Annotated in this window: 26 protein-coding genes; 8 read left to right on the top strand and 18 right to left on the bottom strand. The window is 58.2% G+C overall.

Features of this window, described 5'->3' with window-relative positions; all coding sequences use genetic code 11:
- Nucleotides 1-56 precede the first annotated feature (56 nt).
- A complete protein-coding gene (locus tag QZ534_RS00950) occupies nucleotides 57-659 on the bottom strand; it encodes a cysteine hydrolase family protein (protein WP_296930289.1) in 603 nt (200 codons plus the stop codon).
- A gap of 131 nt (nucleotides 660-790) precedes the next feature.
- On the opposite strand from QZ534_RS00950, the gene QZ534_RS00955 reads away from it, so the two are divergent.
- Nucleotides 791-1,462 (top strand): NAD(P)H-binding protein, encoded by a 672-nt coding sequence (locus QZ534_RS00955; RefSeq protein ID WP_296930292.1) that lies wholly within the window; start codon nucleotides 791-793, stop codon nucleotides 1,460-1,462.
- A gap of 5 nt (nucleotides 1,463-1,467) precedes the next feature.
- Here the strand turns inward: QZ534_RS00955 and QZ534_RS00960 are convergent, their stop codons facing one another.
- The 3 genes from QZ534_RS00960 to QZ534_RS00970 form a co-directional block, all read right to left on the bottom strand.
- Nucleotides 1,468-2,088: a LysE family translocator gene (locus QZ534_RS00960; RefSeq protein WP_296930295.1), complete on the bottom strand. Its 621-nt coding sequence runs from the start codon at nucleotides 2,086-2,088 to the stop codon at nucleotides 1,468-1,470.
- A gap of 90 nt (nucleotides 2,089-2,178) precedes the next feature.
- A complete protein-coding gene (locus tag QZ534_RS00965; protein WP_296930298.1) occupies nucleotides 2,179-3,849 on the bottom strand; it encodes a GMC family oxidoreductase N-terminal domain-containing protein in 1,671 nt (556 codons plus the stop codon).
- A gap of 28 nt (nucleotides 3,850-3,877) precedes the next feature.
- Entirely contained in the window at nucleotides 3,878-5,389 is a 1,512-nt protein-coding gene (locus QZ534_RS00970) for a CoA-acylating methylmalonate-semialdehyde dehydrogenase (RefSeq protein ID WP_296930300.1), read from the bottom strand.
- Nucleotides 5,390-5,576: 187 nt separating this feature from the next.
- On the opposite strand from QZ534_RS00970, the gene QZ534_RS00975 reads away from it, so the two are divergent.
- A complete protein-coding gene (locus QZ534_RS00975; RefSeq protein WP_296930302.1) occupies nucleotides 5,577-6,485 on the top strand; it encodes a LysR family transcriptional regulator in 909 nt (302 codons plus the stop codon).
- Here QZ534_RS00975 and QZ534_RS00980 read toward each other — a convergent pair.
- From QZ534_RS00980 to QZ534_RS01015, 8 genes are all read right to left on the bottom strand, one after another.
- Nucleotides 6,472-7,257 carry a ZIP family metal transporter gene (locus QZ534_RS00980; protein WP_296930305.1) on the bottom strand — a complete coding sequence of 262 codons (786 nt, stop codon included), beginning with the start codon at nucleotides 7,255-7,257 and terminating at the stop codon, nucleotides 6,472-6,474. The genes QZ534_RS00975 and QZ534_RS00980 overlap by 14 nt on opposite strands.
- A gap of 105 nt (nucleotides 7,258-7,362) precedes the next feature.
- On the bottom strand, nucleotides 7,363-8,463 hold the full coding sequence (locus tag QZ534_RS00985; protein ID WP_296930307.1) for an NADH:flavin oxidoreductase: 1,101 nt from the start codon (nucleotides 8,461-8,463) through the stop codon (nucleotides 7,363-7,365).
- 105 nt (nucleotides 8,464-8,568) lie between these two features.
- A complete protein-coding gene (locus QZ534_RS00990) occupies nucleotides 8,569-8,859 on the bottom strand; it encodes a SelT/SelW/SelH family protein (RefSeq protein WP_296930310.1) in 291 nt (96 codons plus the stop codon).
- A complete protein-coding gene (locus QZ534_RS00995) occupies nucleotides 8,856-9,791 on the bottom strand; it encodes an alpha/beta hydrolase (protein ID WP_296930313.1) in 936 nt (311 codons plus the stop codon). Before QZ534_RS00995 ends, QZ534_RS00990 begins: the two co-directional genes overlap by 4 nt.
- Nucleotides 9,778-10,230, bottom strand: coding sequence for a hypothetical protein (locus QZ534_RS01000; RefSeq protein ID WP_296930315.1), 453 nt, complete (start codon nucleotides 10,228-10,230; stop codon nucleotides 9,778-9,780). The genes QZ534_RS00995 and QZ534_RS01000 overlap by 14 nt, the downstream gene beginning before the upstream one ends.
- A gap of 32 nt (nucleotides 10,231-10,262) precedes the next feature.
- Nucleotides 10,263-11,951: a L,D-transpeptidase family protein gene (locus QZ534_RS01005; RefSeq protein WP_296930318.1), complete on the bottom strand. Its 1,689-nt coding sequence runs from the start codon at nucleotides 11,949-11,951 to the stop codon at nucleotides 10,263-10,265.
- Nucleotides 11,952-12,016: 65 nt separating this feature from the next.
- A complete protein-coding gene (locus QZ534_RS01010; RefSeq protein ID WP_296930321.1) occupies nucleotides 12,017-13,078 on the bottom strand; it encodes a PA0069 family radical SAM protein in 1,062 nt (353 codons plus the stop codon).
- Nucleotides 13,079-13,161: 83 nt separating this feature from the next.
- The gene (locus tag QZ534_RS01015) at nucleotides 13,162-15,039 is read right to left on the bottom strand and encodes a methyl-accepting chemotaxis protein (protein WP_296930324.1); all 1,878 of its coding nucleotides are present in this window, start codon (nucleotides 15,037-15,039) and stop codon (nucleotides 13,162-13,164) included.
- 96 nt (nucleotides 15,040-15,135) lie between these two features.
- Between QZ534_RS01015 and QZ534_RS01020 the strand changes: the two genes are divergently transcribed.
- Nucleotides 15,136-15,912: a TSUP family transporter gene (locus QZ534_RS01020; RefSeq protein WP_296930328.1), complete on the top strand. Its 777-nt coding sequence runs from the start codon at nucleotides 15,136-15,138 to the stop codon at nucleotides 15,910-15,912.
- A 15-nt stretch (nucleotides 15,913-15,927) separates the two neighbouring features.
- On the opposite strand, the gene QZ534_RS01025 is transcribed toward QZ534_RS01020, so the two are convergent.
- On the bottom strand, nucleotides 15,928-16,593 hold the full coding sequence (locus QZ534_RS01025; RefSeq protein ID WP_296930331.1) for a hypothetical protein: 666 nt from the start codon (nucleotides 16,591-16,593) through the stop codon (nucleotides 15,928-15,930).
- Nucleotides 16,594-16,784: 191 nt separating this feature from the next.
- On the opposite strand from QZ534_RS01025, the gene QZ534_RS01030 reads away from it, so the two are divergent.
- The gene (locus tag QZ534_RS01030) at nucleotides 16,785-17,441 is read left to right on the top strand and encodes a protein-L-isoaspartate(D-aspartate) O-methyltransferase (RefSeq protein WP_296930334.1); all 657 of its coding nucleotides are present in this window, start codon (nucleotides 16,785-16,787) and stop codon (nucleotides 17,439-17,441) included.
- Nucleotides 17,442-17,463: 22 nt separating this feature from the next.
- Here QZ534_RS01030 and QZ534_RS01035 read toward each other — a convergent pair whose 3' ends face one another.
- Both QZ534_RS01035 and QZ534_RS01040 read right to left on the bottom strand, forming a co-directional pair.
- The gene (locus tag QZ534_RS01035) at nucleotides 17,464-18,270 is read right to left on the bottom strand and encodes a DUF1338 domain-containing protein (RefSeq protein WP_296930337.1); all 807 of its coding nucleotides are present in this window, start codon (nucleotides 18,268-18,270) and stop codon (nucleotides 17,464-17,466) included.
- The gene (locus QZ534_RS01040; RefSeq protein ID WP_296930340.1) at nucleotides 18,260-19,381 is read right to left on the bottom strand and encodes an arginine N-succinyltransferase; all 1,122 of its coding nucleotides are present in this window, start codon (nucleotides 19,379-19,381) and stop codon (nucleotides 18,260-18,262) included. The genes QZ534_RS01035 and QZ534_RS01040 overlap by 11 nt, the downstream gene beginning before the upstream one ends.
- A 117-nt stretch (nucleotides 19,382-19,498) precedes the next feature.
- Here QZ534_RS01040 and QZ534_RS01045 point away from each other — a divergent pair, with 117 nt between their 5' ends.
- Complete coding sequence (locus QZ534_RS01045) at nucleotides 19,499-19,927, top strand: Lrp/AsnC family transcriptional regulator (protein ID WP_296930343.1); 429 nt, start codon at nucleotides 19,499-19,501, stop codon at nucleotides 19,925-19,927.
- Between the two features lie 339 nt (nucleotides 19,928-20,266).
- On the top strand, nucleotides 20,267-21,949 hold the full coding sequence (locus QZ534_RS01050) for an AMP-binding protein (protein ID WP_296930346.1): 1,683 nt from the start codon (nucleotides 20,267-20,269) through the stop codon (nucleotides 21,947-21,949).
- 130 nt (nucleotides 21,950-22,079) lie between these two features.
- Here the strand turns inward: QZ534_RS01050 and QZ534_RS01055 are convergent, their stop codons facing one another.
- Nucleotides 22,080-22,274, bottom strand: coding sequence for a hypothetical protein (locus QZ534_RS01055; protein ID WP_296930349.1), 195 nt, complete (start codon nucleotides 22,272-22,274; stop codon nucleotides 22,080-22,082).
- 147 nt (nucleotides 22,275-22,421) lie between these two features.
- Between QZ534_RS01055 and QZ534_RS01060 the strand changes: the two genes are divergently transcribed.
- Nucleotides 22,422-23,321: a LysR family transcriptional regulator gene (locus QZ534_RS01060; protein WP_296930351.1), complete on the top strand. Its 900-nt coding sequence runs from the start codon at nucleotides 22,422-22,424 to the stop codon at nucleotides 23,319-23,321.
- Between the two features lie 6 nt (nucleotides 23,322-23,327).
- On the opposite strand, the gene QZ534_RS01065 is transcribed toward QZ534_RS01060, so the two are convergent.
- Complete coding sequence (locus tag QZ534_RS01065; protein WP_296930663.1) at nucleotides 23,328-24,035, bottom strand: lysozyme-like domain containing protein; 708 nt, start codon at nucleotides 24,033-24,035, stop codon at nucleotides 23,328-23,330.
- Nucleotides 24,036-24,134: 99 nt separating this feature from the next.
- On the opposite strand from QZ534_RS01065, the gene QZ534_RS01070 reads away from it, so the two are divergent.
- Nucleotides 24,135-24,965 (top strand): DUF2059 domain-containing protein, encoded by an 831-nt coding sequence (locus QZ534_RS01070; RefSeq protein ID WP_296930354.1) that lies wholly within the window; start codon nucleotides 24,135-24,137, stop codon nucleotides 24,963-24,965.
- Here the strand turns inward: QZ534_RS01070 and QZ534_RS01075 are convergent.
- Nucleotides 24,937-26,016, bottom strand: coding sequence for an MBL fold metallo-hydrolase (locus QZ534_RS01075; RefSeq protein WP_296930356.1), 1,080 nt, complete (start codon nucleotides 26,014-26,016; stop codon nucleotides 24,937-24,939). The two genes, QZ534_RS01070 and QZ534_RS01075, sit on opposite strands and share 29 nt — an antisense overlap.
- Nucleotides 26,017-26,113 lie beyond the last annotated feature (97 nt).

Below are 26,113 nucleotides of genomic sequence, written 5' to 3' on the forward strand. Positions count from 1 at the left end.
GACGATCTGTTGTCAGTCTTTGCACCGGGCCATGCCCGGTGCTTTTTTAGGTGGGGTCAGTCCGGCACATCGGTGACACTGTCGACCACCGCCGCGTAAAGGTCCCGCGTGGACGCCAGGGCGCCATCGTGCACCTCCTGGGCAGACAGTACCTTGCCGTTGGCCGCCTGCAACGGACGGGAGGCCGTCGCGCTGGCAACGACCGTGGGCGCGTACCCGAGATTGAAGCCGCCGTGAGCGGTCGAGTTGACGCACATGTGGGTCATGAAGTCCGCAAGGATGATGTTCTTCACGCCTTTGGCTTTGAGTTGTTCATCGAGGTCCGTTTGCACAAACGAGTTCGGGAAGTTTTTGGTGATTACCGGCTCGCCCTCGATGGGCGCCACGATATCGGCTATGGCCCCGATGTGCTCGTTAATGTCATAGGGAGAGCCGGGGCCGGCATCGTGCCGGATGTGAAAGATCGGGATGCCCAGCGCCCGGGCTCTTTCCAGCAACTTTTTCCCTTCTTCCAGAGCGTTCTCGACCCCTTCAAGTTTCATTATGCCTTCCCGATAGGTGTTCTGGCAGTCGATCATGATCAGGGCGGATTCGGAAAGGCCTGAAGGCGTGTGGCCGAGGCCTTTAAGGTCTCTGAGGGTAGTGGAGGCTGTTGTCATGGTTGTTCTCCTGTTGTTGGTCGCTACGGAATCTGTGCAACATGGGTTGGTCAGGTGTTACATACGACGATAAACCCGTTTCGATGGGTCTTTGGTAGGATGGTCGCAGAAAACGTTGGGGATGGGTTGATATGAAGGTGATGTTGCTGGGTGCTACCGGTTTGACCGGTGGCAAGGTGATGCAGGGTTTGCTGGGCAGGGACGAGGTGTCACAGGTGGTGGCGCTGGTGCGGCACAAGCTGCCTACGCTGCATGACAAACTGGCGCAGCATGAAGTCGATTTTGATCGCTTGGAGGATCACTCCGAACTCTTCGATGTTGATGTGATTATCTGCTGCCTGGGCACCACCATCAAAAAAGCCGGCTCACAGGATCAGTTCCGCAAGGTGGATCTGGGGTACCCTCTGAAAGCGGGTGAGCTGGGCCGTTCCCATGGAGTGCGGGCGTTTATCCTGATGTCTGCCATCGGCGCCTCATCCTCCTCGACCATTTTCTATAACCGGGTGAAGGGCGAGCTTGAAGATGCCCTGAGAGATCTCGACTACCCCTACCTGTCCATTTATCACCCCAGCCTGTTGCTGGGCGATCGGAAGGAACAGCGCACCGCCGAGGCCCTGGGCATAAAAGCGATGCCGCTGGTCAACCGCCTGTTGATTGGTCCCCTGGATAAGTACAGGGGGATTGAGGCGCAAACGGTGGCCAATGCCATGGTCAATGAGGCCTGCAGCCTGGCCTCAGAACCCGCCGCCGAGCAAGTGGTCCAGACTCGCGAGTACGATGAGATTGTCCAGCTGGCGGGTTGAGCCGGTTATTTGCCGTTCAGAATGCCGACAACCAGGCGGCCGGCCAGGCCGATGAGAATGGCGCCGAAGATGCGCTCGAACCACACGGCTTTCTGCCGGAGCAGGGTCAGCCATTTCGGGTTGGAGAACAGCCAGGCGACGATCAGGTACCAGCTGGTATCAATGACAAGAGCGGTTGCGGCATAGCCGAACTTGGCCACCAGGCTGGTGTCGGTGCCTACCACCTGGCTGAACAGAGCCAGGAAGAAGACGGCGATTTTCGGGTTGAAGAAGGCAATCAGGAAACCGTCACGGGCCGCACTTTTGGTGGTGGGCGGCTCGGGCAGTTCGTCATCCGGCTGGCGTTTTGCCATCAGTCCTTTCATACCCAGCCAGGCCAGGTACAGGGCACCGCCCCACTGCAGGATTGAAAACGCCGTTGGCGAGGCTGTGATGATGGCGGCCAGCCCGAGAATGCTCAGGAAGGCATAGATGCCGACGCCGACGCCATGGCAAAGGGCGGTAATGACGCCGTTGCGTCGACCGCCGGTGAGCGTCTGTTTGAGTACCAGGGCCAATGACGGGCCCGGTGACATGGCGCCAAGAACGCAAATGGTGACAACGGCCAGCCAGGTGGCAAGCGTCATGGTGGATCATTCCTTTGCAGATGAAACAGGCTGCCAATTCTAGCAGCCTGATCCTCTTCAAAAACCTGGAAACTGCAACCAGTTCAATGCTCAATCACCGGCGAGAATCCAGCGGGCGGCCTTTTCCGCAATCATCAGGGTGGGGGAGTTGGTGTTGCCGCTGGTGATGGTGGGCATGACCCCGGCGTCCACCACACGCAGTCCGGCCACGCCGCGTACTCTCAGATGCGGGTCCACCACTGCCTGGTCATCATCGGCGCGGCCCATGCGTGTAGTGCCCACCGGGTGAAAGATCGTGGTGCCGATGTCGCCCGCCAGTTTCGCCAGCTCGTCGTCGGTCTGGTACTCTAGGCCGGGTTTGAATTCTTCCGGCTGGTACTGCATGAACGCGGGCTGTTCTGCGATCCGCCGCGTTACCCTCAAAGAGTCAGCGGCCACTTTCCGGTCTTCCGGAGTGCTCAGGTAGTTGGGCGAAATCGCCGGCGCCTGTTTCGGGTCGCTGCTTCGAATACGCACCGTGCCCCGGCTGGTGGGGTTCAGGTTGCAGACGCTGGCGGTGATGGCCGGGAAGTTGTGCAGGGGTTGGCCGAAGGCGTCCAGGCTCAGTGGCTGAACGTGGTACTCGATGTTGGCGTGTTTGTACTCCTCGGAACTGCGGGTGAATAGGCAAAGCTGTGACGGCGCCATGCTCATGGGGCCGGAACGGGTGAGGAGGTACTCCAGGCCAATGCGGGCCTTACCGATCAGTGAATTGGCCATGGTGTTCAGGGTGGTAGCGCCCTTTACCTTGTACACCGAGCGAATCTGTAGGTGGTCCTGGAGGTTCTCCCCAACCCCCGGCAGGTCGGCAACCACATCAATGCCATGCTCTTTCAGGAGATCGGCCGGACCGATTCCGGAGAGTTGCAGCAGTTGCGGTGAACCAATGGCGCCTGCGGACAGGATTACTTCCCGTTTTGCCCGGGCGATGACGTCATCGCCACCGGAGCGCTCGACCCGGACACCGACACAGCGGGGCCCTGAGCCGGAGTTCTCTGTTTCCAGGCCCAGCACCTGGGTTGAGTGCCACAGGGTCAGGTTGGGGCGCTTTTCGGCGTCCCTGAGGAATGCTTTTGATGTGTTCCAGCGCCAGCCGGAGCGCTGGTTTACTTCAAAGTAGTCCACGCCCTCGTTGTCGCCGCGGTTGAAATCCCGCGTACGGGGTATGCCAGCCTCTACGCAGGCGGTAGCGAAGTCTTCCAGCACTTTCCACTTCAGGCGCTGGTGCTCCACACGCCACTCGCCGCCGTGGCCGTGGTACTTGTGGTGCTCCGGGTCGGCATCGCCGCCATCATCAAGACGATAATGATCCTCGTGGCGCATGAAGTCGGCAAGGCAGTTGTCCCAGTTCCAGGCATCCTCTCCGGTAATGTCCGCCCACTGCTCGTAATCGCGAGCCTGGCCACGGATGTAGAGCATGCCGTTGATACTGGAGCAGCCCCCCAGGGTCTTGCCGCGGGGATAAATCAGCGATCGGCCGTTGAGGCCTGGGTCGGGTTCGGTGCGAAAGCGCCAGTCTGTTCGGGGATTGTCGATGCAGTACAGATAGCCCACCGGGATGTGAATCCAGTGGTAGTTGTCCCGACCACCGGCTTCGATCAGCAGGACCCGGTTGTCCGGATTCGCGCTCAGGCGGTTGGCCAGCAGGCAGCCGGCAGAGCCGGCGCCGACTATGATGTAGTCAAACTCCTGATGTCCCGTCGCGTTGTTGTTGTCGGACATGGCGTTTTCTCCGCAGCTGGTTCTCTTGTTACTTGGCGGTTGGCATTACAAATTCCGCACCGGCATCGATGGAATCGGACCAGCGCTGCATGATGGATTTCTGGCGCGTGTAGAACTTCACGCCCTCTTCGCCGTAGGCGTGGGTATCGCCGAACATGGAGCGTTTCCAGCCGCCGAAGCCGTGCCATGCCATGGGTACAGGAATGGGTACGTTAATCCCGACCATGCCGACCTGGATTCGGCGGCCAAATTCCCGGGCCACGCTGCCGCTCTCGGTGAAGCAGCTTACGCCGTTGCCGAATTCGTGGTCGTTGATCAGGCGAATGGCGGTGGCAATATCCGGCACCCGGACACAGGCCAGAACCGGGCCAAAGATTTCTTCCTTGTAAATCGTCATGTCAGGCGTGACGTGATCAAACAGTGAACCGCCCATCCAGAAGCCATCGGCACAGCCCTCGCCAGTGTTCGACGCATCGAACTCACGGCCATCGACGACCAGCTCGGCACCTTCGGCCACACCCTTGTCAATGTAGCCGGTAATGCGCTGGTGTGCGGCGGCAGTCACAATCGGGCCCATCTCGGCATCGAGCTGTTCGCCGTTTTTCACTTTCAGGGCGCGGGCTCTTTCGGCAAGCCGGGGCATAATCTTGTCCGCAACATCGCCAACCAGCACGGCCACGCTGATGGCCATGCAGCGCTCGCCGGCACTGCCGTACGCGGCACCGATCAGGGCATCGACCGCTTTGTCCAGATCGGCATCCGGCATGACGACCATATGGTTCTTGGCGCCGCCAAGGGCCTGAATGCGCTTGCCGTGTTTTGCGCCTTTCTCGTAGAGCAGGTTGGCAATGGGGGTAGAGCCGACAAAACTCAGCGCCTGAACATCGGGATGTTCAATAAGGGCGTTCACCGCCTCTTTGTCACCCTGGACCACATTGAACACCCCATCGGGCAGGCCAGCCTGTTTCAGCAGGTCGGCAATCATCAGGGACGCGCTTGGGTCCAGCGGACTGGGCTTTAAAACGAAGGTATTGCCCGCGGCGATGGCCACCGGAAACATCCACATGGGCACCATCGCCGGGAAGTTGAAGGGGGTGACGCCGGCGACCACGCCCAGAGGCTGGCGGGTGGTCCAGTTGTCGATGCCGGTGCTGACCTGTTCTGTGTAATCGCCTTTCAGAAGCTGGGGAATACCACAGGCAAACTCGACAATGTCGATGCCCCGGGCCACTTCGCCCTGGGCGTCTGTGAAAACCTTGCCGTGTTCGGCGGTGATGGCGCGGGCAAGATCATCCTTGTGCGTGTTCAGCAGTTCCAGAAACTTGAACATGACCCGTGCCCGGCGGATGGGCGGTGTGTCGGCCCAGGCCGGGAATGCCGCATCGGCGGCAGCAACAGCGGCATTCACATCGTCACCGTTGGCCAGGGCCACCCGTCCGGTTACCTGGCCGGTAGCCGGGTTGAATACCTCCTGGGAGTGGCTGGATGTGCCGGGAGATATTTGGCCATTAATATAATGCTGGATGGTTGCTTCGGTCATGGATGCCTCTGTCTGTTCGTGCTCAGCCTCTAAAAGGGGACAGAATGTATGATTCTGCGGGCTAAAAATGAGCGTTGATTAATATCTGACCATGTAGGTTAGGGGTGGCTATTGGGTAAAGCAATTGAGATTTTTAAAAGCATGATATAAGTTAATTTTATATCATGTCCCGGAAGCGAGGTCCTCTATGCATCCCCTTCAGAGCCTTCGGGCATTCGTTACCGTGGCGCGGGAGGGTAGTGTTTCCCGTGCTGCAATTCGCCTTCACCTGACCCAGCCCGCCGTTAGCCTGAAGCTGAAGCAACTGCAGGATGAGTTGGGACTGAAACTGTTCTTGCGCAAACCCCAGGGGCTGGTCCTGACACCGGATGGCCAGGCTCTGCTACAGCCGGCAGAGAAGGCGCTGGCAGCGGTGGCCGCCTTTGAGCAGAGTGCCCGAGCAATGCACAGCACGCTGCGAGGGCGATTGCGCATCGGTACCATTGTGGATCCGGAATTCATCCGTCTCGGCGCGTTTCTGCACCGGTTGGTCGAACGGGCGCCTCAGTTGGAAACCGAACTAAGGCAGGGCATGAGCGGCAGCGTATTACAGCAGGTCCGGGATGGCCGGCTCGACGTCGGCTTTTTCCTGGCGCCGCCGGGTGTTGGGCCGGGGTCACTGGCACCCGATGTGACTCATCGTGAGCTGACCCGGTTCAACTATTATGTGGTTGCCCCCGCGGGCTGGGGGCCGAGAATTCGGTCTGTGCAATGGTCTGATCTGGCCACCATGCCCTGGATTGTGACGCCCGAGGACTCCGTTCATCACCGGCTGCTCAAAGGCACTCTGGAACCCCTTGGGTTAATGCCCCGTGGCGTGGCAGAGGTTGATCAGGAGGCCTGCATGCTGGATCTGGTTCGGGCCGGTGTGGGCTTGAGTCTCGCGCGGGATGCACTTGCCATGGCTGAGCGCCAGGAAACCGGCCTGGAAATTGTCGACGGAGTGCAACTGCCCTGTGCTCTCAGCTTTATCTGGCACCGCGGCCGCCAGGAAGAGCCTCTGATCGCAGAAGCTCTGGAGGCCTTGGCGGGCGTCTGGGCTATTAGCCCAGCGTAGCATCCAGGAACATCATCACGGCGAACCCTCCCATCAGGCAGAAGGTGGACATGATCTTCCATTGCCGGTGGTGAGTTTCCGGGATGATTTCGTTACTGATGATGAACAGCATGGCGCCTGCTGCAAAGCCCAGAGTCCAGGGCATCAGGGGTTCGGCCAGCCATACCAGGGTGGCACCGAAGAGGCCGCCCAAGGGTTCGGCGAGGCCGGTCATGAGGGCGATGGCAAATGCCTTGGTGCGGGAATAATCGATGGCAAGCAGGGAAAATGCCACGGCCAGTCCTTCCGGGATGTTCTGAAGCCCGATGCCGGTGGCCAGCACGTAGCCATTGTTCACATCACCGCCGGCAAAACCGACGCCAACGGCCATGCCTTCCGGGAAATTGTGGAGTGTGATGGCAACGATGAAGAGCCAGATACCACGGATATAAGAGGCGTCCGATCCCTCACGGCCCAGTTCGAAGTGCTGGTGGGGAAGTTTCTGGTGCACAAAGTATAGTGCCGCGGCACCTGAAAGCAGACCGAAGATGACGATCAGCGCGGCAGTCCAGGTTTTGCCGGTCATCTGTTCGCCGTACTCGAGGCCAGGCAACAAGAGAGAGAAAAATGAAGCCGCCAGCATCACACCAGCAGCCGAAGCCAGCATTCCGTCCTGCAACTTGTGGGTGAGGGTACGAACAAGGAACACACCCAGGGCGCCCACACCACTGGCAAGGCCCGCTAGCAGGCTGGCAATGGTTCCCAGCCAGACAATACTGATGTCAGAGGTCATTCAGTCTCCCGTTGCTTTGTGATGTCAGCATAGCAGCTTGAAAGGGGTACGCAGGAGGAACCATCCTGGGTTCCTCCGGCTGCTTTTCCAGGGAGGGGAAGGGGGTCAGGCGGCGTTCTGCTTGCGCCAGGCCAGCTCGTTGGAGATCGTTGCCTTCGGCTGCAGCATCGCAAAATCAATGTCTGCGATCTCTTTGCCGTCCTTGAGGCGCTGCACAAAGTCGGGGTTTGCGAGCGCCTTTTTGCCGACTGCATGCAGGGTGTGCGGGAACTGGTTGGCTACGTCCTGGCAGTTGGTTTCGTCAATGCTGCCATTGAGGATCAGGTTGATGCCTTCGACGCTGGCCGCCACGCTTGCCAGGCTTTGGTCTCCCTCCACAAAGTGCTTCCGGTTCACGTCACCGTCGGTGGTGTGAACGAAGTCGGCACCGGCATCGCGTACCGCCTCCACGATTTGGCGGAACCCTGCTGCGCCCTCGGGCAACTGGTAGTCGGGGTCGGTTACGGTGCCCTGAGACAGTCGAATGCCGACGGTAAAGTTCGGGCCAACAGCGTCCCGTACCGCGCGGACGACCTCCACCACCAGGCGCAGTCGGTTTTCCAGAGGTCCACCGTATTCGTCTTCCCGACGGTTAAAATAGGTGCTCAGAAACTGGTTCAGCAGGTAGCCGTTGGCACCGTGAATCTCAATGCCGTCGAAACCGGCGGCCTTGGCGTTGGCGGCGGATTTTGCGAAACCATCAACAGCCGCCTGAATGTCGGCCTTGGTCATGGCCGCAGGGGTTTGCCACTCGGTCTGGTCACCGTAAAACCCAAGCGGGGCGCCTTTGGGTGTGACTTCACTGGGGCCCTGGGGCTGTTCGGTGAAACGGTTGGCCTGGAACTGCGCGCCTGCATGCATCAACTGCACGACGATTTTGCTGCCGGCAGCGTGCACCCGATCGACAATGGCTTTCCAGCCATCAATCTGTTCCTGGTTTATGATGCCGGGTTGGTTGGCATAGCCCTGACTTGCCTTATCGTCGGTGTAGGTGCCTTCAGTGATCACCAGTCCGAAGCCGCCTTTTGCATAGCCTTCGTAGTGGTCGGTCATCAGGGCATTCGGAGTGCCGTCTGGCTCGGCGCTGGTCCGTGTCATCGGTGCCAGGGCGAATCGATTAGGTACCTCAATGGTGTTGAACTTTATGGATTGCATCACGTCGCTCATAGATACCCTCACATATCAGTGAATTGATGGGCACCTACTATCGGGCCGTGTCGCGGACTCTTAAAGCGAAGAATATCGACACAGCCTGTCAATATTTTTGAATGATTATTCTGAGGGAGAGGATTTTTTGTCCGAATGCCCAAGCGAGCGGTCCGGCGCGATTTGATCCCGAACCAGCTGTTTGAGTGTGGTAATTTCCGGGAAGCCACCGTCCTCCTTGCGAGACCAGATGCGCTTATCATTGACCCATATCTCGAAAACCCCGCCAGTGCCAGGATGCAGGCTGAGCTCACTGATTTCGCTTTCGAAGGTTGTCAGCAGCTCCTGTGCCATCCAGGCCGAGCGCAAAAGCCAGCGGCAACCGGTGCAGTAATGGATATCGATTTTGTTGGTCATGATGGTGCGTGTAACTCCTTTCTCTTCTCGCTGCACAGTTGCAGCTTGAGACGTTGAAAAAGCTGATCCTGAAATTCCCGGGATAGGGGGTAGAGATGCCCGAGCCCGGGCATTGTGGTCAGCTCCGCAGCAGGTAGGTTTTTGGTGAGATGGAGAGCATAGTCCATGGGTACGAACGGATCCTCTTCGCCCTGGTAGATGAGTACCGGAGTCCGGACATCACGAAGGCTGAATCCCCAGTTTTCAAGCTCTGTCAGCAAATCGGTGGCAATGGCTCGTCCACCACTGTTAAGACACATGAGCTGATCCCTCCGGAATTCGCCCTCGTTCATTAACGCCTGCAAGAGCTGGCGGTCGTGCCTGCTGGCCATTTCCTCGGCGCCCTTGAGATACAGCCCCGGGTGGCGTCTGGACAGCCAGACCATCAAGGTGACAGCCAGTCGGGTCAGCCGGGGGCTGAGTCGGACCAGCTGCGGGCCTGGCCATCGTGTGGCCTGAAGCAGCCCGCCGGAGCCCGGATATTCAGCAAAATGTGTGAGACCGGAAAGGCAGACACCGAGATCAACCCTACCCGCCAGTCTGTAACAGCAAGCCAGGGTTCGCGAACCGCCGCTGGACCAGCCGATATGGCAGAAGTGGGCAAGCTCCAGTGAATCGGCAAGCTGTTCGATATCGTCCGGGTAATCGAGCAGTCTACGCCCGGGTTGGAAATCGGAGTTGCCAATACCGGGCCGGTCCGGGCTCAGGATGCGAAACCCGTGCTCCCGGGCTTTTTCGTGAAAGAAGCGGCCTTCGAGACGGCTGCCCGGCATACCGTGAGCAAAGACAATCGGGTAGCCCAGAGGGTCGCCAACGTCTGTGTACGCCAACGTCCTGCCATCTTCAAGGGTCAGAACCCGATCCCACTGGCCAGTGGCGTCAGTCCGTGTCATGGGTTGGATAGATCGAGCGCGACAGGGTGGGCTCGCAGCCGACGACGCCACGGGCCTGTTTATGGGCATGGAGATACCAACGTTGGCCTGGTTCTGCAAATGTGGTTTTGCTCACGGCGAAGTCCGAATTTTCCATGGTTGCCGGAATGGGCGAGCCGTCGGCGTGGCGATATACACAGCTCACGCCGATGGTGAGCGCTGTGGCTGCCGGGAGCTCAACAAAGCCGTCCTCTCTTACATCCGGCTCCTCGCCGTTGATAGCGATGACCTTGAGACAGGGACCGTAATGCACCTTCTCGAGATCATCCAGGTATTCGTTGAGACAATGACTGGCGCTGACGAAGACAATGTCGGCTTCAATCCCTTCCTGGTCGGAGGGCAGCGACTGGCATCCCTGAAGTAACAGTATCCCGAAAAACACGAGCAGGGTCTGTTTCATGATATCTCCTCAACTGGTGGGCGTGTCCTGTTTCAGAGTGTCGCCCGTTCCGGATTCGAGCCGGAGACCGGAGTATTGTAGCGAGTATCCCCTTCGGCGGTTCTCCGGAGCTGATCGATCAGGCGCGCATCGCGATTGTACAAATCATTGCGGAACTGCAGTCGCTCCTCGTTATCCACCCATGAAGTCCAGTACTGGATATGCACAGGCACGGGTTTCGGGAGCACGACTGTCTCAGGTTCTGCCCCGGAAACCACCCGGTCAATCTTCTCCCGGGACCAGCCGGGCGCCGATGCCAGAAGCCGCTCCGCGAGATCAAAGGGTTGCTCCACCCGGATACAGCCAGAGCTGAATGACCTCTCGGCCCGGGCAAACAGCCCGCGACCCGGCGTATCGTGCAGGTAAACATCATACTGGTTCGGAAACATGAACTTGACCTGTCCCAGGGCATTCTGGGGGCCTGGTTCCTGCACCAGCTGGTACGGGAAGTTGTTCCGGTTCAGTGATGACCAGTCAACGTCCAACGGATCCACTTTTTCCCGGTCAGCGCCCCAGCCCCGGTAAACGCTGATATTGAGTCGGGAAAGATAGTCCGGATCCCGGACAATCTGTGGCAACTGATCCTGAATCATCACTGTGCGTGGTACGGTCCAGGTGGGATTGAATACCAGATACCGGATGCGGTCGCTGAACACCGGGGTTTGACGGAAGGGCTGGCCCACGATCACCCGTTTGCGCAGCACTTCTTCCCCGTTTTCGACCATCTTCATGTCAAATCCGGCGATATTGACCAATACATAGGTGTCGCCCAGGGTTTCCGGCAGCCACCGCCAACGCTCGAGCGTGGCGTCAATCTGGCGCAGTCGTTCCACCGGCATCAGGTTAAGGGCCGTTACGGTGTCGCGCCCGATAAGACCATCGGATTCAAGACCATGTCGGGCCTGGAATCGTATCACCGCGGCTTCAAGTTCCTCATCGTAGCCAAGCGGATCGGCACCTGTATCAGTTTCCTGCGCAAGCTCTCCCAACAGAGAGAGTCTGCGGCGAATTTCACTCAGCCGCTCATCCCTGTCTCCGGGGCGAATGGTTGGGCGAGAGGCCAGAGGCAACCAGGGCTGGCCCAGCAATCTGGTCAGGTCCTGCCTTGCTGCCATCAACTTCCGGTAGGCGGGATCGGATGGCCGCAACGAATCCAGCGTACCGGTGATATCCGAGCGCTCCAACGCATCCCTCAGAACGGATTCCATCTGGCGTTGGCGCCGATTGGCAGTCCATTCGGCGTGAACCGTCTGTGGATTGACCTTGCCGACCAGCATGTGTGAGCTGAGCATCAGAAAGGCGTCAGAGAAAAGCAGGTCCAGATCGGCCCTCAGATCCTCAGAGAAATCGCTCATGGGTCTGAGTGTCAGACCGGAAAGGATATCCGCGTGATAGTCAGCCGGGTTCAGGCCGTCATCGCTGGCTTGTTCAACCGAATCGATCAACTGCCTGCGAAGCTCGGCTGATTGCCATACCGGCTGGTATCCGTTGGCGCCATAAAAGGCCGACAGTGCCCCACGGGCCATTAACCTGTTTCCGAGCACCTGCACCGGGAACCCGGCCTCCATGGCCTCAATCCTGGAGACAATGGCTTCGTCTGCTGCCAGGCAGGTGGGTTGCCAGAGGGCGGCAAACAGGGCAAGCAAACTCGTGGCGAGGTAACAACGTCTGATTCCATGCATGGGTGTTCTCCACCTCATCCCTGAGAGGCATCAATGATGGTTGTAGGGTTACCGCTATTATGATGCTACCACAGCGGCATTTGTTCCCCGCCAGGCCTCCGGAAAAGATCGGTTCGCAATGGTTCCTCCTCATGGAGATTCAGCCCCAGTCGACGAGCCTTTTTGGTGAAACGCTGGCGAATCAGATCCGAATAGGGGCCCGTGCCCGTCATTCTGCGGCCGAAGGTGGCGTCGTAACTCTTGCCGCCCCGCAGGTCGCGCATCCGGTTCATCACATGCTCTGCCCTTTGCGGAAAATGCCGGTGCAACCAGTCCTGGAACAGCTCGTCCAGTTCGTGGGGTAATCGGAGCATAATCCAGTTTGCACGGGTAGCGCCCGCGCCTGCAGCGGCTTCGAGAATGGACTCGATTTCGTGATCGTTGATGAAGGGGATCACCGGCCCAAGGATAATCCCGGTTGGAATGCCGGCCGCCGAGAGTTGCCTGATCATCTTCAGGCGAGTGGCAGGAGCGGCTGTCCTTGGCTCCATGCGCCGTTTCAGATCGTTGCTGAGACTGGTGAGGCTGATACGCACAGAGCAGAGCCCCTCGGAGGCCATATCGGCGAGAAGATCAAGGTCCCGGAGAATGAGAGCACCCTTGGTAATGATCGACACCGGGTGGTGGTACTCGGCAAGTACTTCCAGTACCTGGCGGGTGATTTTCTGATCCCGCTCAAGAGGCTGGTAGGCATCGGTATTTACGCCGAGGGCAATGGGCGAAACCCGGTAGCCGGGCTTGTCCAATTCTTCTCGCAGTTGCGCTGCAGCGTTCGGCTTTGCGATCAGCCGGGTCTCGAAATCCAGCCCTGGTGACATGTCCCAGTACGCATGGGTAGGGCGGGCAAAACAGTAGATACACGCGTGCTCGCAGCCGCGATAGGGGTTTATGGACTGATCAAAAGGTACATCCGGAGAGGTATTGCGGCTGATGATGGATCTTGCGGTTTCCTGAATGACTTCAGTGGCCAGGGTATCGGGATTCAGGTCGTCCTCGGGATCGTTATACCAGTCGGGGTCGACCTCACGGTCAGTAACAATCGGCTGGAAACGGTTGTGGGGGTTCAGGGCGGTGGCGCGAGTTTTCATGGGCATACCCGATACTGTTTAAATGTACAGTATCGGGTATGCTAACCGCTGTAATCCGCCTGCGCAACCGCTGTTTCAGCGAGTCAGAGCCGAAAGCCCTGGGAGGCCTGGGTCAACGCTGTTACCTGGGACGAAAGTCGCTCGATATGGGCGTTGAGCTTTTGGCGGATATCCGCGGTTTCACGGGTGTGGCCGTGAATCTGCTCAACTTTCTGGGCGATTTCCTCGGTGGTGGTTGATATCCCCTCAACCGACGACACCACCTGGTTCATGTCCCCCGCCAGTTGTTGGATGGAGCTGGTGATCTGCTCGATCGAGTGAGCCGCCTCTTTTGAACTTTCCTCACCCTCGCCGGCGGACGTGAGGCCTTCTTTCATCAGTCCGGAAATCGCCTGGGTTTCACGGTTCAGTGACTCCACGATGTCGGCGATGCCGTTAGTGGCAGACACGGTTTTCTCTGCCAGAGACCGAACTTCGTCTGCCACGACAGAAAAGCCCCGCCCGGCCTCGCCGGCTCTTGCCGCCTCGATGGCGGCATTGAGAGCCAGCAGGTTGGTCTGCTCAGCGAGACCGTTAATGACGCCGACGATGGAGTTGACCTTCTCTCCGGTTTTGCTCAGCTGGCTAACCTGATCGTGGGTTTTCTGGATACGCTCGGCAAGTTCGGTCATGGTTCTGGCGCTGCGCCTGACCACCTCGGCACCGGAATGGGCGGCCCCGTTGGCGCTCTGAACCGCGTCATTGACCGATTGGGTGTACTGGGCAATATCCACTGCGGTGTGGGAGATCTCCTGAACCGCCGTCGCCGTTTGCTCGGTTTCATCCTCGACCTGTTCGCCGTTTGTGCCCATCTGATCGATCAGTGCGTCCAGTTCGGTCTGAAGCACTGACAGGGTTCGATTACCCTCGACCACCTGGCCGATAACGTCCGAGACATCATCGAGCATTTTGTTGGCCGCCAGGCCCAGGCGATTGAATTCATCGTTCGGATTGCGGCCCGGCTCGAGGCGTTGGCTGAGGTCTCCGCCAGCAACCCGGGTCAGCAGGTTTACTGTTTCATTGAGTCGCCTGACCAGGGTGCTGGAGGCCGTTGTAAGTGTTAGTACAAGGATGACGACGACCGCGGCCGCGGTTGCAACGATGAGCCACGTTGAGGCTGTCCTGGCTGAGTCAGCCTGTTCGCTCATTGCCACAATAATCTCCCGGCGGAGCAGGGTGTTCTGTTCAGAGATCAGGTCCCTGATTCGAGCTCCGGCGCCTGCGAGCTGGTTCTCAATGGCGGATAGATCCGCGATCAGCGTCTCGGCATCGGAAAAGGCATCGTCGAACGCCTGTACCGCCTGGCCAATGTCGATTTCCTGCCAATCCATCTCCTTGACGGTGGTCTGCATCCGCTCCAATGCTTCCCGTGTGGCCTCGGCATAGGTAGCGTCGAAGGTTGCCAGATAATCGCGGTAGGTGGACGCGATGGTGTTGATGTCGTCGTTGAAGATCGAGATGCTGATTTGCCGAAGCCTCTCATCAATGGCACTGGACATCGTTGCTCTCAGACCATCCGACGGCGTGAGCCCGAGTTGCTCGTTCAGGGCCAGCCATTGCGTGCGAAGTCGGGTATACTCCGCAACCTGTTTGTGGATTTGTTGTGCCGTGGTCTTTACGGCGTCGCCCGGGAGGGTTTGCGCTGATTCATTGAGTGCCGATGACTGGGTGGCCAGTGACGCCAGCCTCTCCTGATAGGTTTCAACCTGGTTTGGCTCCAGGCTTTCGCTCATTCTCTCGAGGCCCAGCCAGTCGTTCAGCAGGGTGAGGGATGCTGATTCGTAGGCTCTCGCTTCGCTTTGGGCCTCGTACGCGTCCGATACCCTGCCAAGCCCGCTCAGTGATGCCAGTGTGGCAATGGCCAGGCCAATCAGTGTGGCAACAATCAACAACAGGAACTTCTGTTTCCATGACAGGGCCATTCTCATCCTCCGGAAAATGTTATTTTTCTTCGCAAATAGCTGAGTTTAGACCAGTTCCGGACAAACGACGGCCCTTTTGACGACAACCGGGAATCCATGTCTGATCTCGCAATTTACCAATACCTGCTGATTGCACTGATTTTCGTCTGGAGTGGTTTTGTCCGTTCCGGGCTGGGATTTGGCGGCGCCGTTCTGTCCCTGCCATTCCTGCTGCTGGTTCTGGATCAACCGTTGGTCTTTTTGCCGATTATTGCTGTGCATCTTCTGGTGTTTTCTTCGCTGACCATCTGGATGAACAACCGCAGAGGGTCGGGTGAGCAACGTCAGGCGGGAACGGGAACCGTCGACTGGCAATACCTCTGGCGAATTCTCGGCATCATGATCGTGCCCAAACTGATTGGCGTTTTCGGCCTGATCACCATGCCCTCTGACATCCTCAGTGCCATCATCTTTGTAATCGTGGCGCTCTATTCGGTCTCGTACATCATCAATCGCCCGTTTCGAAGTGGCAGTAAAACGGTGGATGCGATATTCCTGATGGTGGGGGGATACATCAGCGGCACGTCCCTGATCGGCGCGCCTCTGATCATAGCCGTGGCAGCCCAGCATTTGCCCAAAGAGAAACTCAGGGATACTTTGTTTGCGCTATGGTTCATTCTGGTGCTGATCAAGATGGCCGCTTTCGTCTGGGCTGGCGTTGATCTTCAACTTATCCACCACCTCTGGCTGCTGCCCTGTGCCGCGGTGGGCCATGTCATCGGGCTTTACGCTCACGATCGGATTCTCCAGGCAGAGACTCCGGTCTTCTTCCGATTGCTGGGTACGGTGCTGCTGCTGGTGAGCAGCATCGGGATTGTCAGCGTCTTGTGGTAAGCGGGGCGGCGGGCTTCAGCCCGCGCGTCCGAATACCCTCTCGAAGAATCCAACCTCCCGCACGTCCGGTATCGGGAGGTTGTCGACTTCTTCCATGGCCCGGCGCCAGAACTTCTCGGGTTCATCAAGGTGGGCCACTTTGGCCCGCTCGTCCGGGCTGTAGTGGTTGTGCTCCCCGGCAATGCCCTCGGCCATAAGTTCCTGGGTCCAGAGATAGATGGCGGCGCGGACGGTTCTCAGCAGTCGGCAGTAAACCTCACGGCTCAGGTTGATGGCCAGCTCGGCCGTGAGGTTGATCTGTTTCTGCAGCACGGCCATCTCGTCTTTTTCCAGCAATAACCGGTTGCCGTTGCCTTTCTTGCAATTCACACAGACTTTCTCCAGGGCTTTTACTCCCTCGAGAAGATCCAGGTATCCGAACTCTTCCTTTTGCTGATCGTCCACTGGTGCGGGAATCCAGCCATACTGGGGGGATTTGGCAACGATGTGCCCGTGCAACCCGCGGCGGTAGGGCGGCGCGGCCGCAACATCCTGGTAACCGTCAAATTCGGTACGCAGCCAAGCGGCCATTTTTCGATGGCGAAGCATCATGGCGAGAGTGATGGCCGAGGGCATGATCTCCTCGAGCAGGTCCGCAGAATCCCGTGTGCGCTCGTCGAGGTGGTTAACGGATGTTGACATTTTTCCTCCTCGGCAACGGGCTTCCCGATGATTCATCCCGTTGTCCGTTTGTTGTTTTTGGTGTTCGGCGGTTGTATCTGGCATTGCCGGTGACTAAAAAGTAGTCAGATAATGCTGGAGGCGCCGTTGTAAAAAAGTTACTGCTTTGTAACGGCCGGTAAGCAGCCGAACCATGGGATGGGAGAAAAGCAATGAATTGGGACAATGGCTTTGAATCACAGAGAGCTTCCATGGTGGATTATCAGCTTCGTGCCCGTGGCATCGAGTCGCCACTGGTGCTTGAGGCCATGGGCCGGGTGGCACGGGAACAGTTCGTGCCCGGGCGCATGCGCGATTGCGCCTACGATGATGGCCCGCTCCCTATCGGGGCAGGGCAGACTATCTCACAGCCATACATCGTGGCGCTGATGACGGAAGCTCTGGATCTGAAGGGCGGGGAAAAGGTTCTCGATATCGGTACCGGTTCTGGCTATGCGGCCGCTGTTTTGGGGTGTATTGCCGCCAAAGTGTTCAGCATTGAACGAATTCAGGAACTGGCAGATCGCGCTGCCCGTACACTTGCCGCCGAGGGTTTTGACAATGTTGAGGTTCGCTGTGGCGACGGCACGATGGGTTGGCCGGAGCACCAGCCCTATGATGGTATCGTCGTGGCTGCTGGCGCACCGGCGGTACCGGATTCATTGAAACATCAACTGGCGGTTGGCGGGCATCTGGTCATTCCCGTGGGCTCGGAGCACGCGGTGCAGTCGTTGATGCGCGTTACCCGTTTGGCGGAGGATGAATTCAGCACTGAGGACCTTGGCGGTGTGCGGTTTGTTCCCCTGCTCGGCGAGCAGGGGTGGTCATAACTGCCGGGCCTGAGGGGATGAATCAGCTGCCGGAGTTTGTGCTTTCAAAGATCTTGTCGGCTGAGGCCGCCACGAAACCCGAGTAAAGCTGGCCATCCGGCTTCGGGTACCTCAGGGCAAATTCATAGAAACAGCTGGGTATGGTCACGGTCTGGTCGGAAAAGGTAACCGGTACCCGATCGGCCATGGTTGATGATTGCTCCAGCAGGTCTGCCGGCGAGCCCTTCACCTCTCCACCTGATGCATTGACCGTATAGCCGTGATCTTTCAGCAGTTGGTTGATTTCCGGCACCGAGCGGAACTGGTCCAGGTGGTTGATGCTGACCGTGAAATGGTTCGCGCGATACCCCCAGGCGGCCATCCAGGCAGCGTATTCGCTCTCCTGCATCAGCTCGCGATAGGTTTCGTAATCAATATCCCAATGGCGCCCGGAATACAGAAAATCATCGGCAGCAACCGCTTCCGGCCTTACCTGCCCAACAAGGCGTTTCACCACAGACTGTAGCTCCGGTGAACATTGCTCCACCAGCAGCTCGGAGATGAAAACCTTGGGAAGCTCCCGGGAGGGATGCTCATAGTGCCTGGCATAAAGCTTTTTGGCCTCGAAATGGTATTCACCACCCTGAAGGTAACCGAGGCTCAGAAAGTGCTCGGCCAGGGCGTCCAGGCGAACCGGGTCCAGATTGAAGGTGCGAAGCGCAATATGGTCGTTGACGATGGCCTGTCCCTCTTCGGCGCCCAGGATCTTGTGGATGCGCTCGGCAGAGGGGGTCACCTGCCGGTAAGATTCCCAGAGCTGCGCAAACAGGGTGTCCGGATCAGTATGCATAGCGAATCTCCTCAGTGGCTGGTTTCTGGCGGCGCTCCTGGTGCCCCCGTGATTGTTGGCTGCTCTGGCCTAACGGCAGATAGCAGGCCGGGCTGCCGTCCCCCAGGCCCAGTGTCTTCGCCAGTTGCTCCTCCATTACAAGGTTTTTGGTGGTGGGGGCCCCGCTGATCTGATCGGTCACTGTGGCCCTGAATTCTGAGCACCCGGCATTGGCAACTATAGCGGATTTAGAGGTTTCGCCCGAATGCACCGCCGGATGCTCTTGCCTTTTTAGCAGTGTGACCCTGGCCAGGGAGGTTTCGCGGACGCTGGCAATGTCCGACCTGGGGCACTCCAGAGTTGGCCCCCCGTCCAGAAGATCCAAGAATCCCCGATGTCGGAAACCTTCTCGTTCCAGCATATGCCGCGCCGCGCGGGTGTCTTCATGCACTTGCCCCATAGCCGCCCTGGCGTCCTCGCTCATAAGCCGGGTATAAAATGGCCTGGCGGGGATGAACCGTTCAATGAAGCCACTCTGGCCGCAGCAGGCCAGTTGTGTTGCCGACATGAAATCCAGATCCGCCACATGATGCTTGAGCCAGTCCCAGAACGGAGATTGACCGGAATGATCTGAAACTCCTCGCATTTCCGCGATCACTGTATCTGCGAACCGCTCAGGGTGAAGGGCCATGAAAACAAAGCGCACCCGGGAGAGCAGCTTGCCCGCATTGGCCCGGCGAAATTCAGGCCGAAGGTACAGCGAACAGACTTCTGTGCAACCGGTGTAGTGCTGGCAGCGGGTCAGGGTTTCCTCGAAATGACGTTTCTGTCGATCCTCCGCGTGGCAGATAACCGCATTGCGGCGGAAATGGACGAGCGGCCGGGAAACGCCCGCGGCGGCCTCAATGCCGGTGGTGCCCATGATGTCACCGGTCGCGGTGTCCTCCAGCACAAAAAGATAATGTTCATCCCCGGGCTTGGTCACGTTTCGGGCGAAGCTTTCAACCGAGTGATCGATCTTTCGACGCAGCGCATCGCGATCCGGCATCAGTGAGGTGAAGCCGGGTCCGGATTCACGGGCAATCTGCATCAGGGCATCAAGATCCCGTGGGGTAATCGGTCGAATTATCATGATGAGCTTCCATGGCCTTGTTTCGGCACAGTATGGAAGCCCGGCCTACCAGATTGCAGCTGCAGAATGATCGAAATGGGCTACAATGCAATCAAATTGAAAAGTGATTTGTGCAAAATGATTAATTCCCAGGATCAGAAACTGTTAATGCTTCTTCGCCAGAATGCCCGGGCCAGTATCACTGAGCTGGCGAAGGCCATGCACGTGTCCCGTTCAACGGTACAGAACCGCATTGCGCGTCTGGAGGGAAGCGGGGTGATCCGGGGCTACACGGTGCAACTCGGCGGAGAATTCTCGGCCAGCCAGGTTGAGGCTCACGTATCGATAAAGGTTTTCCAGAAACTGACCAGTCGGACAAACGCTGCACTGGAGGGAATCAGCCAGGTGTCGCAGCTGTTTTCCGTAAGCGGGGAATACGACCTGATTGCCATCGTACAGGCCCAGTCGCTGGAAGAACTGAGTGCCGTGCTCGACAACATAGGCAACCTTGAAGGGGTTGAGCGGACCAACTCTGCCGTGGTCCTCGAAACCCGGTTCCGGCGCTAGAGGGGCTTGGCCAGCTCAGGAGCCCAACATGCCTGCATAGGCGCTGTAGAAAAAGGCACCCGAGCCCAGAAGAATGATGCCCCAGGCGGGAAAGATCAAAAACGAACGCTTTGTTTTGCTCATGGTCATACCCAGTCTGCGCGGAAAGTAGGTTCACACTCTTCACAGTAGCTCAAACTTGATAAATGTTACGAAAAATTTTGAGTAACAGTTCTCGGGCGAGGATTAATTTGCCAATTCGGCGGGCACTAAATGCTATTGAGCGGGTCTGAAATGACGCTAGTATGAACAGGAATTGTAAACCCAAACATAAAGTACAATAACAAAAAGGAGCCGTTCATGGCGGTAGACCCCCGGAAGCAGACCTCACTTCATTGCCTGTATTACTGGGCAGAGGAAACCCCTGACAACGTTTATCTTACCCAGCCATACCCGGATGGCCGTGTCGAAGACATTACCTGGAAGCAGGCTGCCGACCAGGTATCGAGGATGGCCGCTTACCTGAACAGTCTGGAACTGTCCGAACCCAGCAATATCAGCATTCTGGGCAAAAACAGCGCCCACTGGATCCTGGCCGATCTGGCGATCTGGGCGTCGGGCCATGTTTCGGTGCCGCTCTATCCCACGCTCAACGGTGACACTGCCGCTTATGTGCTTGAGCACAGCGAGGCAAAGTTGCTGTTCCTCGGTAAACTCGATGGCACTGCGGACGGCTGGAACGACATCAAGAACCATATCCCGGATGATTTGCCGATCATTTCCCTGCCCATGTCGCCACGTGACGACACTCCCAAGTGGCTGGAGATCATCGCCGACCAGCAACCGGCAGAGCCCAAGTTGCCGGATCCGGACAACCTGGCCACAATTGTCTATACCTCGGGTAGCACCGGCCGTCCCAAAGGCGTCATGCACAGCTTCCGCACGATGATCTCAGTGGCCGACGGCCTGCAGCAACTGTTCCCGGTGTCCTCTGAAGAGCGCATGCTTTCCTATTTGCCCCTGGCTCACGTGGCGGAGCGGGCAGCGGTTGAAACCCAATCCCTGTATTACGGTTTCCATCTCTATTTTGCGAATTCCCTGGATACCTTCCAGGAGGACCTTCAGCGGGCAAGGCCGACGCTGTTTTTCTCGGTCCCGCGCCTGTGGATGAAGTTCTATCTGGGAGTAAACGCCAAGCTGCCGCCCAAAAAGCAGAAGTTGCTGTTCAATATCCCGATTATCAACGGTCTGGTGAAAAAGAAGGTCCTGAAACAGCTGGGACTGGATTATTGTCGTGCGGCCCTTACCGGCGCTGCGCCGCTTTCAGCGGACATTGTCAACTGGTATCGCAACCTCGGCCTGGAATTGCTGGAAGTTTACGGTATGTCGGAAAACTTCGGATATTCGCACGCCAATCGCCCGGGACAGGCAAGAGCCGGTTCCGTGGGTATGGCCAACCCGGGTGTCGAACATCGCATCGGTGAGGGTGGTGAAGTGCAGGTGAAAAGCCCCGGCCAGATGTTGGGCTATTACAAGAACGAGGAGAAAACCAAAGAGGACCTCACCGACGATGGCTTCCTGAAAACCGGCGATATGGGGGAAATCGATCGGGACGGCACCCTCCGGATCACCGGCCGGGTAAAGGATCTTTTCAAGACCTCCAAGGGCAAATACGTGGTTCCGGTGCCTATCGAGAACCGCTTCAATCATCCCAAGGCCGAGGTGGTTTGTGTCGCCGGCGCCAACCAGCCGCAGCCTTGCCTGATGGTCCTGCTGTCCGAAGAAGCCCGGGATGAGCTGCAAACCGGAGCCGATCGCAGTGAGCTGGAACAGGAACTGGCGGCCGAGCTGGATGCCGTGAACGCGGAATGCGAGGCCCATGAGAAAGTGGCATTCGTTGTAGTGGTTCGGGAGCCCTGGACCATGGAAAACGGTATGCTGACACCGACCATGAAGATCAAGCGGAATGTGATCGAGGACTTCTATAACCGCAAGATGGACGACTGGTTCAGTCAGAGGAAGAAAGTCGTCTGGGAATTCTGACCGTCCTGCTGGTTTCCTGTCTCCCAACGTAAAACGCCGGTGGCTCTCAGAGCCACCGGCGTTTCCAAATCCTTATGTGCAGTTTCCAGTCTGCGCGATCCTCGCGCTGATGCCAGATTCCGGCGCCGTTTTAGTGGCCGCCCTGCATCTGGGTCATGTCCGGAGCAACAGTAGCTGCTTTCCGGTTAAAGGTCCGCATTTTGCGACTGAAAAACTGTACCGCCTGCTTTGCCGCAGCACGGGTATACTGGCGCCTGACCTCAGCACTGTTGTGGAGGATACTGGACGGCAGCGGGTTTACGGTTGCGATATGGTTCTGAGTCATAGCGCCTTCCTCCTTTTGTCGGGTGAATTGATTCGGGTTGGTAGATTAATTAGCGATCTACCTTTAATTTACAAACGATTCTAAGGGTTCTTATTTGCAGCTTGAATACGTTAAAATGCCTACTCACGTTGCAAATATGCAGTAACTATGGATTGGGATTATCTTCGATATATAAGGGCGTTGGCAATAGGCGGAACGCTTGCCAAGGCCGGAGAATTACTGGGTGTGCACCAGACCACAGTTTTACGTCGGCTCGACCAGATGGAAGAGTCGCTGGGTGTACAGTTTTTCGAACGCAGCCGGGATGGACTGCAGCTGACGCCGGTGGGTGAGACCGCGTTCCGTGAGGCCGAACGGCTGGCCGTCGAGATGGAAAATCTCGAGCGCAAACTCGTTGGCCAGGATTCGGCCCCGGTGGGTAAAGTGCGACTTGCGGCGGAAGACGCCATGATGAACGGACTGCTCAGCCCGATCCTGGCCGAGCTGGTTCGGGAGTTTCCGGACATTGAGCTGGAGACCCTGACCGACAACGACGTGGCCAACCTGAGCCATCGGGAGGCCGACCTCACGCTGCGACCCGAGAACAAGCCCCAGGCGACCCTGGAAGGCGAGCGGATCGGGGCGATTGAATCCGCTGTGTACGGGGCTGCCCGCTATTGCCGGCGGCACCGCAATATGGACATCGAGAATCATCCGGAAGGCTGCCTCTGGATCATACCCGATGAAACCTTCAGCCACCTGGCCACCGGCCGCTGGTATCGAAAGCACCTGAAGAGTGCCACTTCCTTTATTCGGTGCAACAGTCTGCAATCCATGCACGCTCTTGCGAAAGCCGGTGCCGGCCTGGCGGTTCTGCCCTGCTACATGGGGGAGAGTACCCGCGAACTCCGCCGTCTGTCGGACCCGTTGGAGGGTGAAAGTGTTGATCTCTGGCTGCATGTGAACCAGGACACCCAGCAAATGGCTCGTGTGCGTATCGTTATGGAATACCTGGTAGAGCGTCTCCAGGCACTGGACTCCCAATTGGAGATCTCTGCCACTTTCTGAGCAGCGTCAGCCGCAAAACGGCCAGAACTGGTACCAGCGCCAGCACTGGAATTCCTGCTCGCAGGTCTTCAGCTGATTGTCGTAGCGGAAGGCCCGGTTCTGCACCCGGGCTGCCAGGTCCATGACGGCCGGCTTTTGTTCGAAGCTCTTCCGGGCGTAGCCGCCCCGGCCCTCATGATAGGCAAGGTACAGTTTTCTGGGGGCAGAGTAGGGAATGCCCAGCTGTTGGTGGCTTAACCGGTTGTACCAGCCCACGAAATCCAGGGCGTACTCCATATCGGTTCGCACGGTAAACCAGCCCTCGCCGTTGGCCTGAAGGTATTCCCCCCAGGCCGGGTCCAGCGCCTGGGCATAGCCATAGGCCGTTGTCGGCCTGGTCCAGGGGATAAACCCCCAGAGCAGGGTGCGTGGCGGCCGGGCATGGCTGCGGAACGAGGATTCGTAATAGACGAACGCCATCTGCGTGGCGATAGGCGTACCCCATCGTTGCTCGGATTCGCTGGCGTAGTCGTACCAGACCGGGTGCTCCCGGAAGATTTCGCAGACGTTCTCGGGGTTGGCCGGAGGATCCGGGGCCAGCAGGCTGAAGCGAAGCGTTGCCCAGGTGCCCATTAACAATCCCAGTATCGGCAGCCCGTACCACCTGGCCCGGCTCCTCCAGATCTCCAGAGTTGTCCGTCGGCCTCTGTTTTTCCTCCGAGGCTTTCTTCGTATTCCTACCAAACCGTCATCTCCGGGGCTCGGGGATTGCTTGCTGCGTGCCTCACACCCATGGCATAAGGGAATCAACGACACGTTTGGGATGATAGGTAAATGATGCGATTTCCCCTAATTAAACCTCTTTTAGTCACCGCCCTGCTGGTGACCGGTACCGCCCAGGCGGCACCGGATGCCCGCGAGGTGCTGGCAGTATCACCTGTTGATGACATTGTGGCCCGCTACCCGGCAATGATGAGCCAGGGTATCCGTGAGGGGCTCAAACAGAATGGGCAGCTTCCTCCCATGGTTGCCAATACCATCGGAAACATCGTAAGCAGCGGTTTCAACTCCGTGGATATCGAGCAGCAGATCATTACCGATCTGCAAGCCAGCCTCACGGACTCGCAGCTTCAGGCGGTTCATGACTGGTACGAGACCCCGGTGGCCAAAAAGATATCGTCTGCCGAAATCGCGGCTTCGGAGCCCTCTGCCTGGCCGAAGATCCAGGCCAGCGCTGCAGAACTGAACAGCCAGTACAAAGGCACTCGCAGAGCAGAAATGTTCGATCGGTTTGATCGGGCGGCCCGGGCAACAGAGAGCGCGGTAGATACCACTATCGCAGTCCAGCTTGGCCTGGCAACGGCCATGGCGGCGTTCAGCAGTGATTCGGCCAATTACGATCAGCTGCGCCAACGCATTGAAAGCCAGCGCAGCATGCTCAGGGGCGTTGTTGGTCAGCAGGTTTATGACAGCTATCTGTACACCTACCAGAACATCGGTGCCCAGGAGATGGGTCTGTACCTGGAGTTTCTGGAGAGCCCGGCCGGTTCAGCCTTCTCGAAGGTTGTGACCAACAGCATCCAGCAGGCGATCACCGAGCCCGTGGAGAGCATCGGCAAGCAGATGTCCCGGTTTCTCAGTCCGGAATCACCAGGCGGTCAGTGAATCCTGCCAACTCCCGGTAGACTTCGTCCCGTTTGCGCTCATAGCGATGGGAAAAGTGGAACGCAATCAGTTGCCGGACTCTCGCCGCGTTGGCGATTTCCGCGCAGGCCCGGGTGGTGAGATGGTGCGTTCGGCGGGCCTGATCCTCGTCCACCGCCATGAACGAGGCCTCGCAGAAAAGCGTGTGGGCGTCCTGTGCCAGTTTGGTGATTTTCCGAATGTTCTCGGGCGTGTGGGCGAAGTCCGTGCCGTAGGCGATCTTTTCTCCCGGCGCCTGAATCAGAACTTTGTGGGCCAGGTTTTCGGCGCGGTAAGTGCGTCTGGCGTCTGGTGAGATCAGCTCATCCGGCCGCTGGCGCAGCACGGCCATTTTCAGGTCGTGTAGCCATGGGCCGGGTTTCAGCCCCTCTGCCTGTAGCCGGTCATTGCGCACCTGCAGCTTGCCGAAAGGTTCCAGGGCGAAAGCCAGAACAGGCGTGCCGTGGTCCAGCATGGCAGCACGAACCTGGAATTCCGGTTCCCGCAGCAACACACCGTCAGGGGTGGTCTGGTCTTCAAGGGGGGTGGGTGCCGAATCGCCGGCAGTGATTCGCCAGCGCTTCAGGTGGTCGCCGTGCCATTCATGAACCACGAATCTGGGGCCCCGATCCTCCACGCGATCCCAAAGGATTCCACTGATCATTCCGGCAATGTGCCGCATCAGGCCGGGCGGCCCGAACAGCCGGCAGGGCGGGAAGTGACCGATCCGGCTGCGCAGGAACCACATGAACCCGCCAATGTGATCGGCGTGGCAATGACTGATGAAAACATCGGTCACCTGATGTGCGGATCGCAGTGGCATGCGTCCTGTGTCGCCCAGATCAAACAAAAGGCTGCGGGCCTGGTGCAGAAGCCTCAGTTGCAATAGCGGGTCACCGCACACACCGTTCACCAGGGAGGCAACCACGGGGCCCACCCGAACGGCCACTTGCGGGTCGTTGGCAACGCTGGTCAGCGCCCCCAGCTCGACGCTCACCTGTACGGCACCTTCGCTGTGTCGCTTGTGGTCCATAGTTTCTCCGGACGGCTGAAATTTCCGGTAAGTGCGATTTGTGCAAAGCCGGATTAGGGTCCAATCTCCCTAGTATATGCGAGTGAGGAGTGTCGTT

The organism is uncultured Marinobacter sp. (assembly GCF_913055835.1).
In the GTDB taxonomy this organism is placed as follows: domain Bacteria; phylum Pseudomonadota; class Gammaproteobacteria; order Pseudomonadales; family Oleiphilaceae; genus Marinobacter.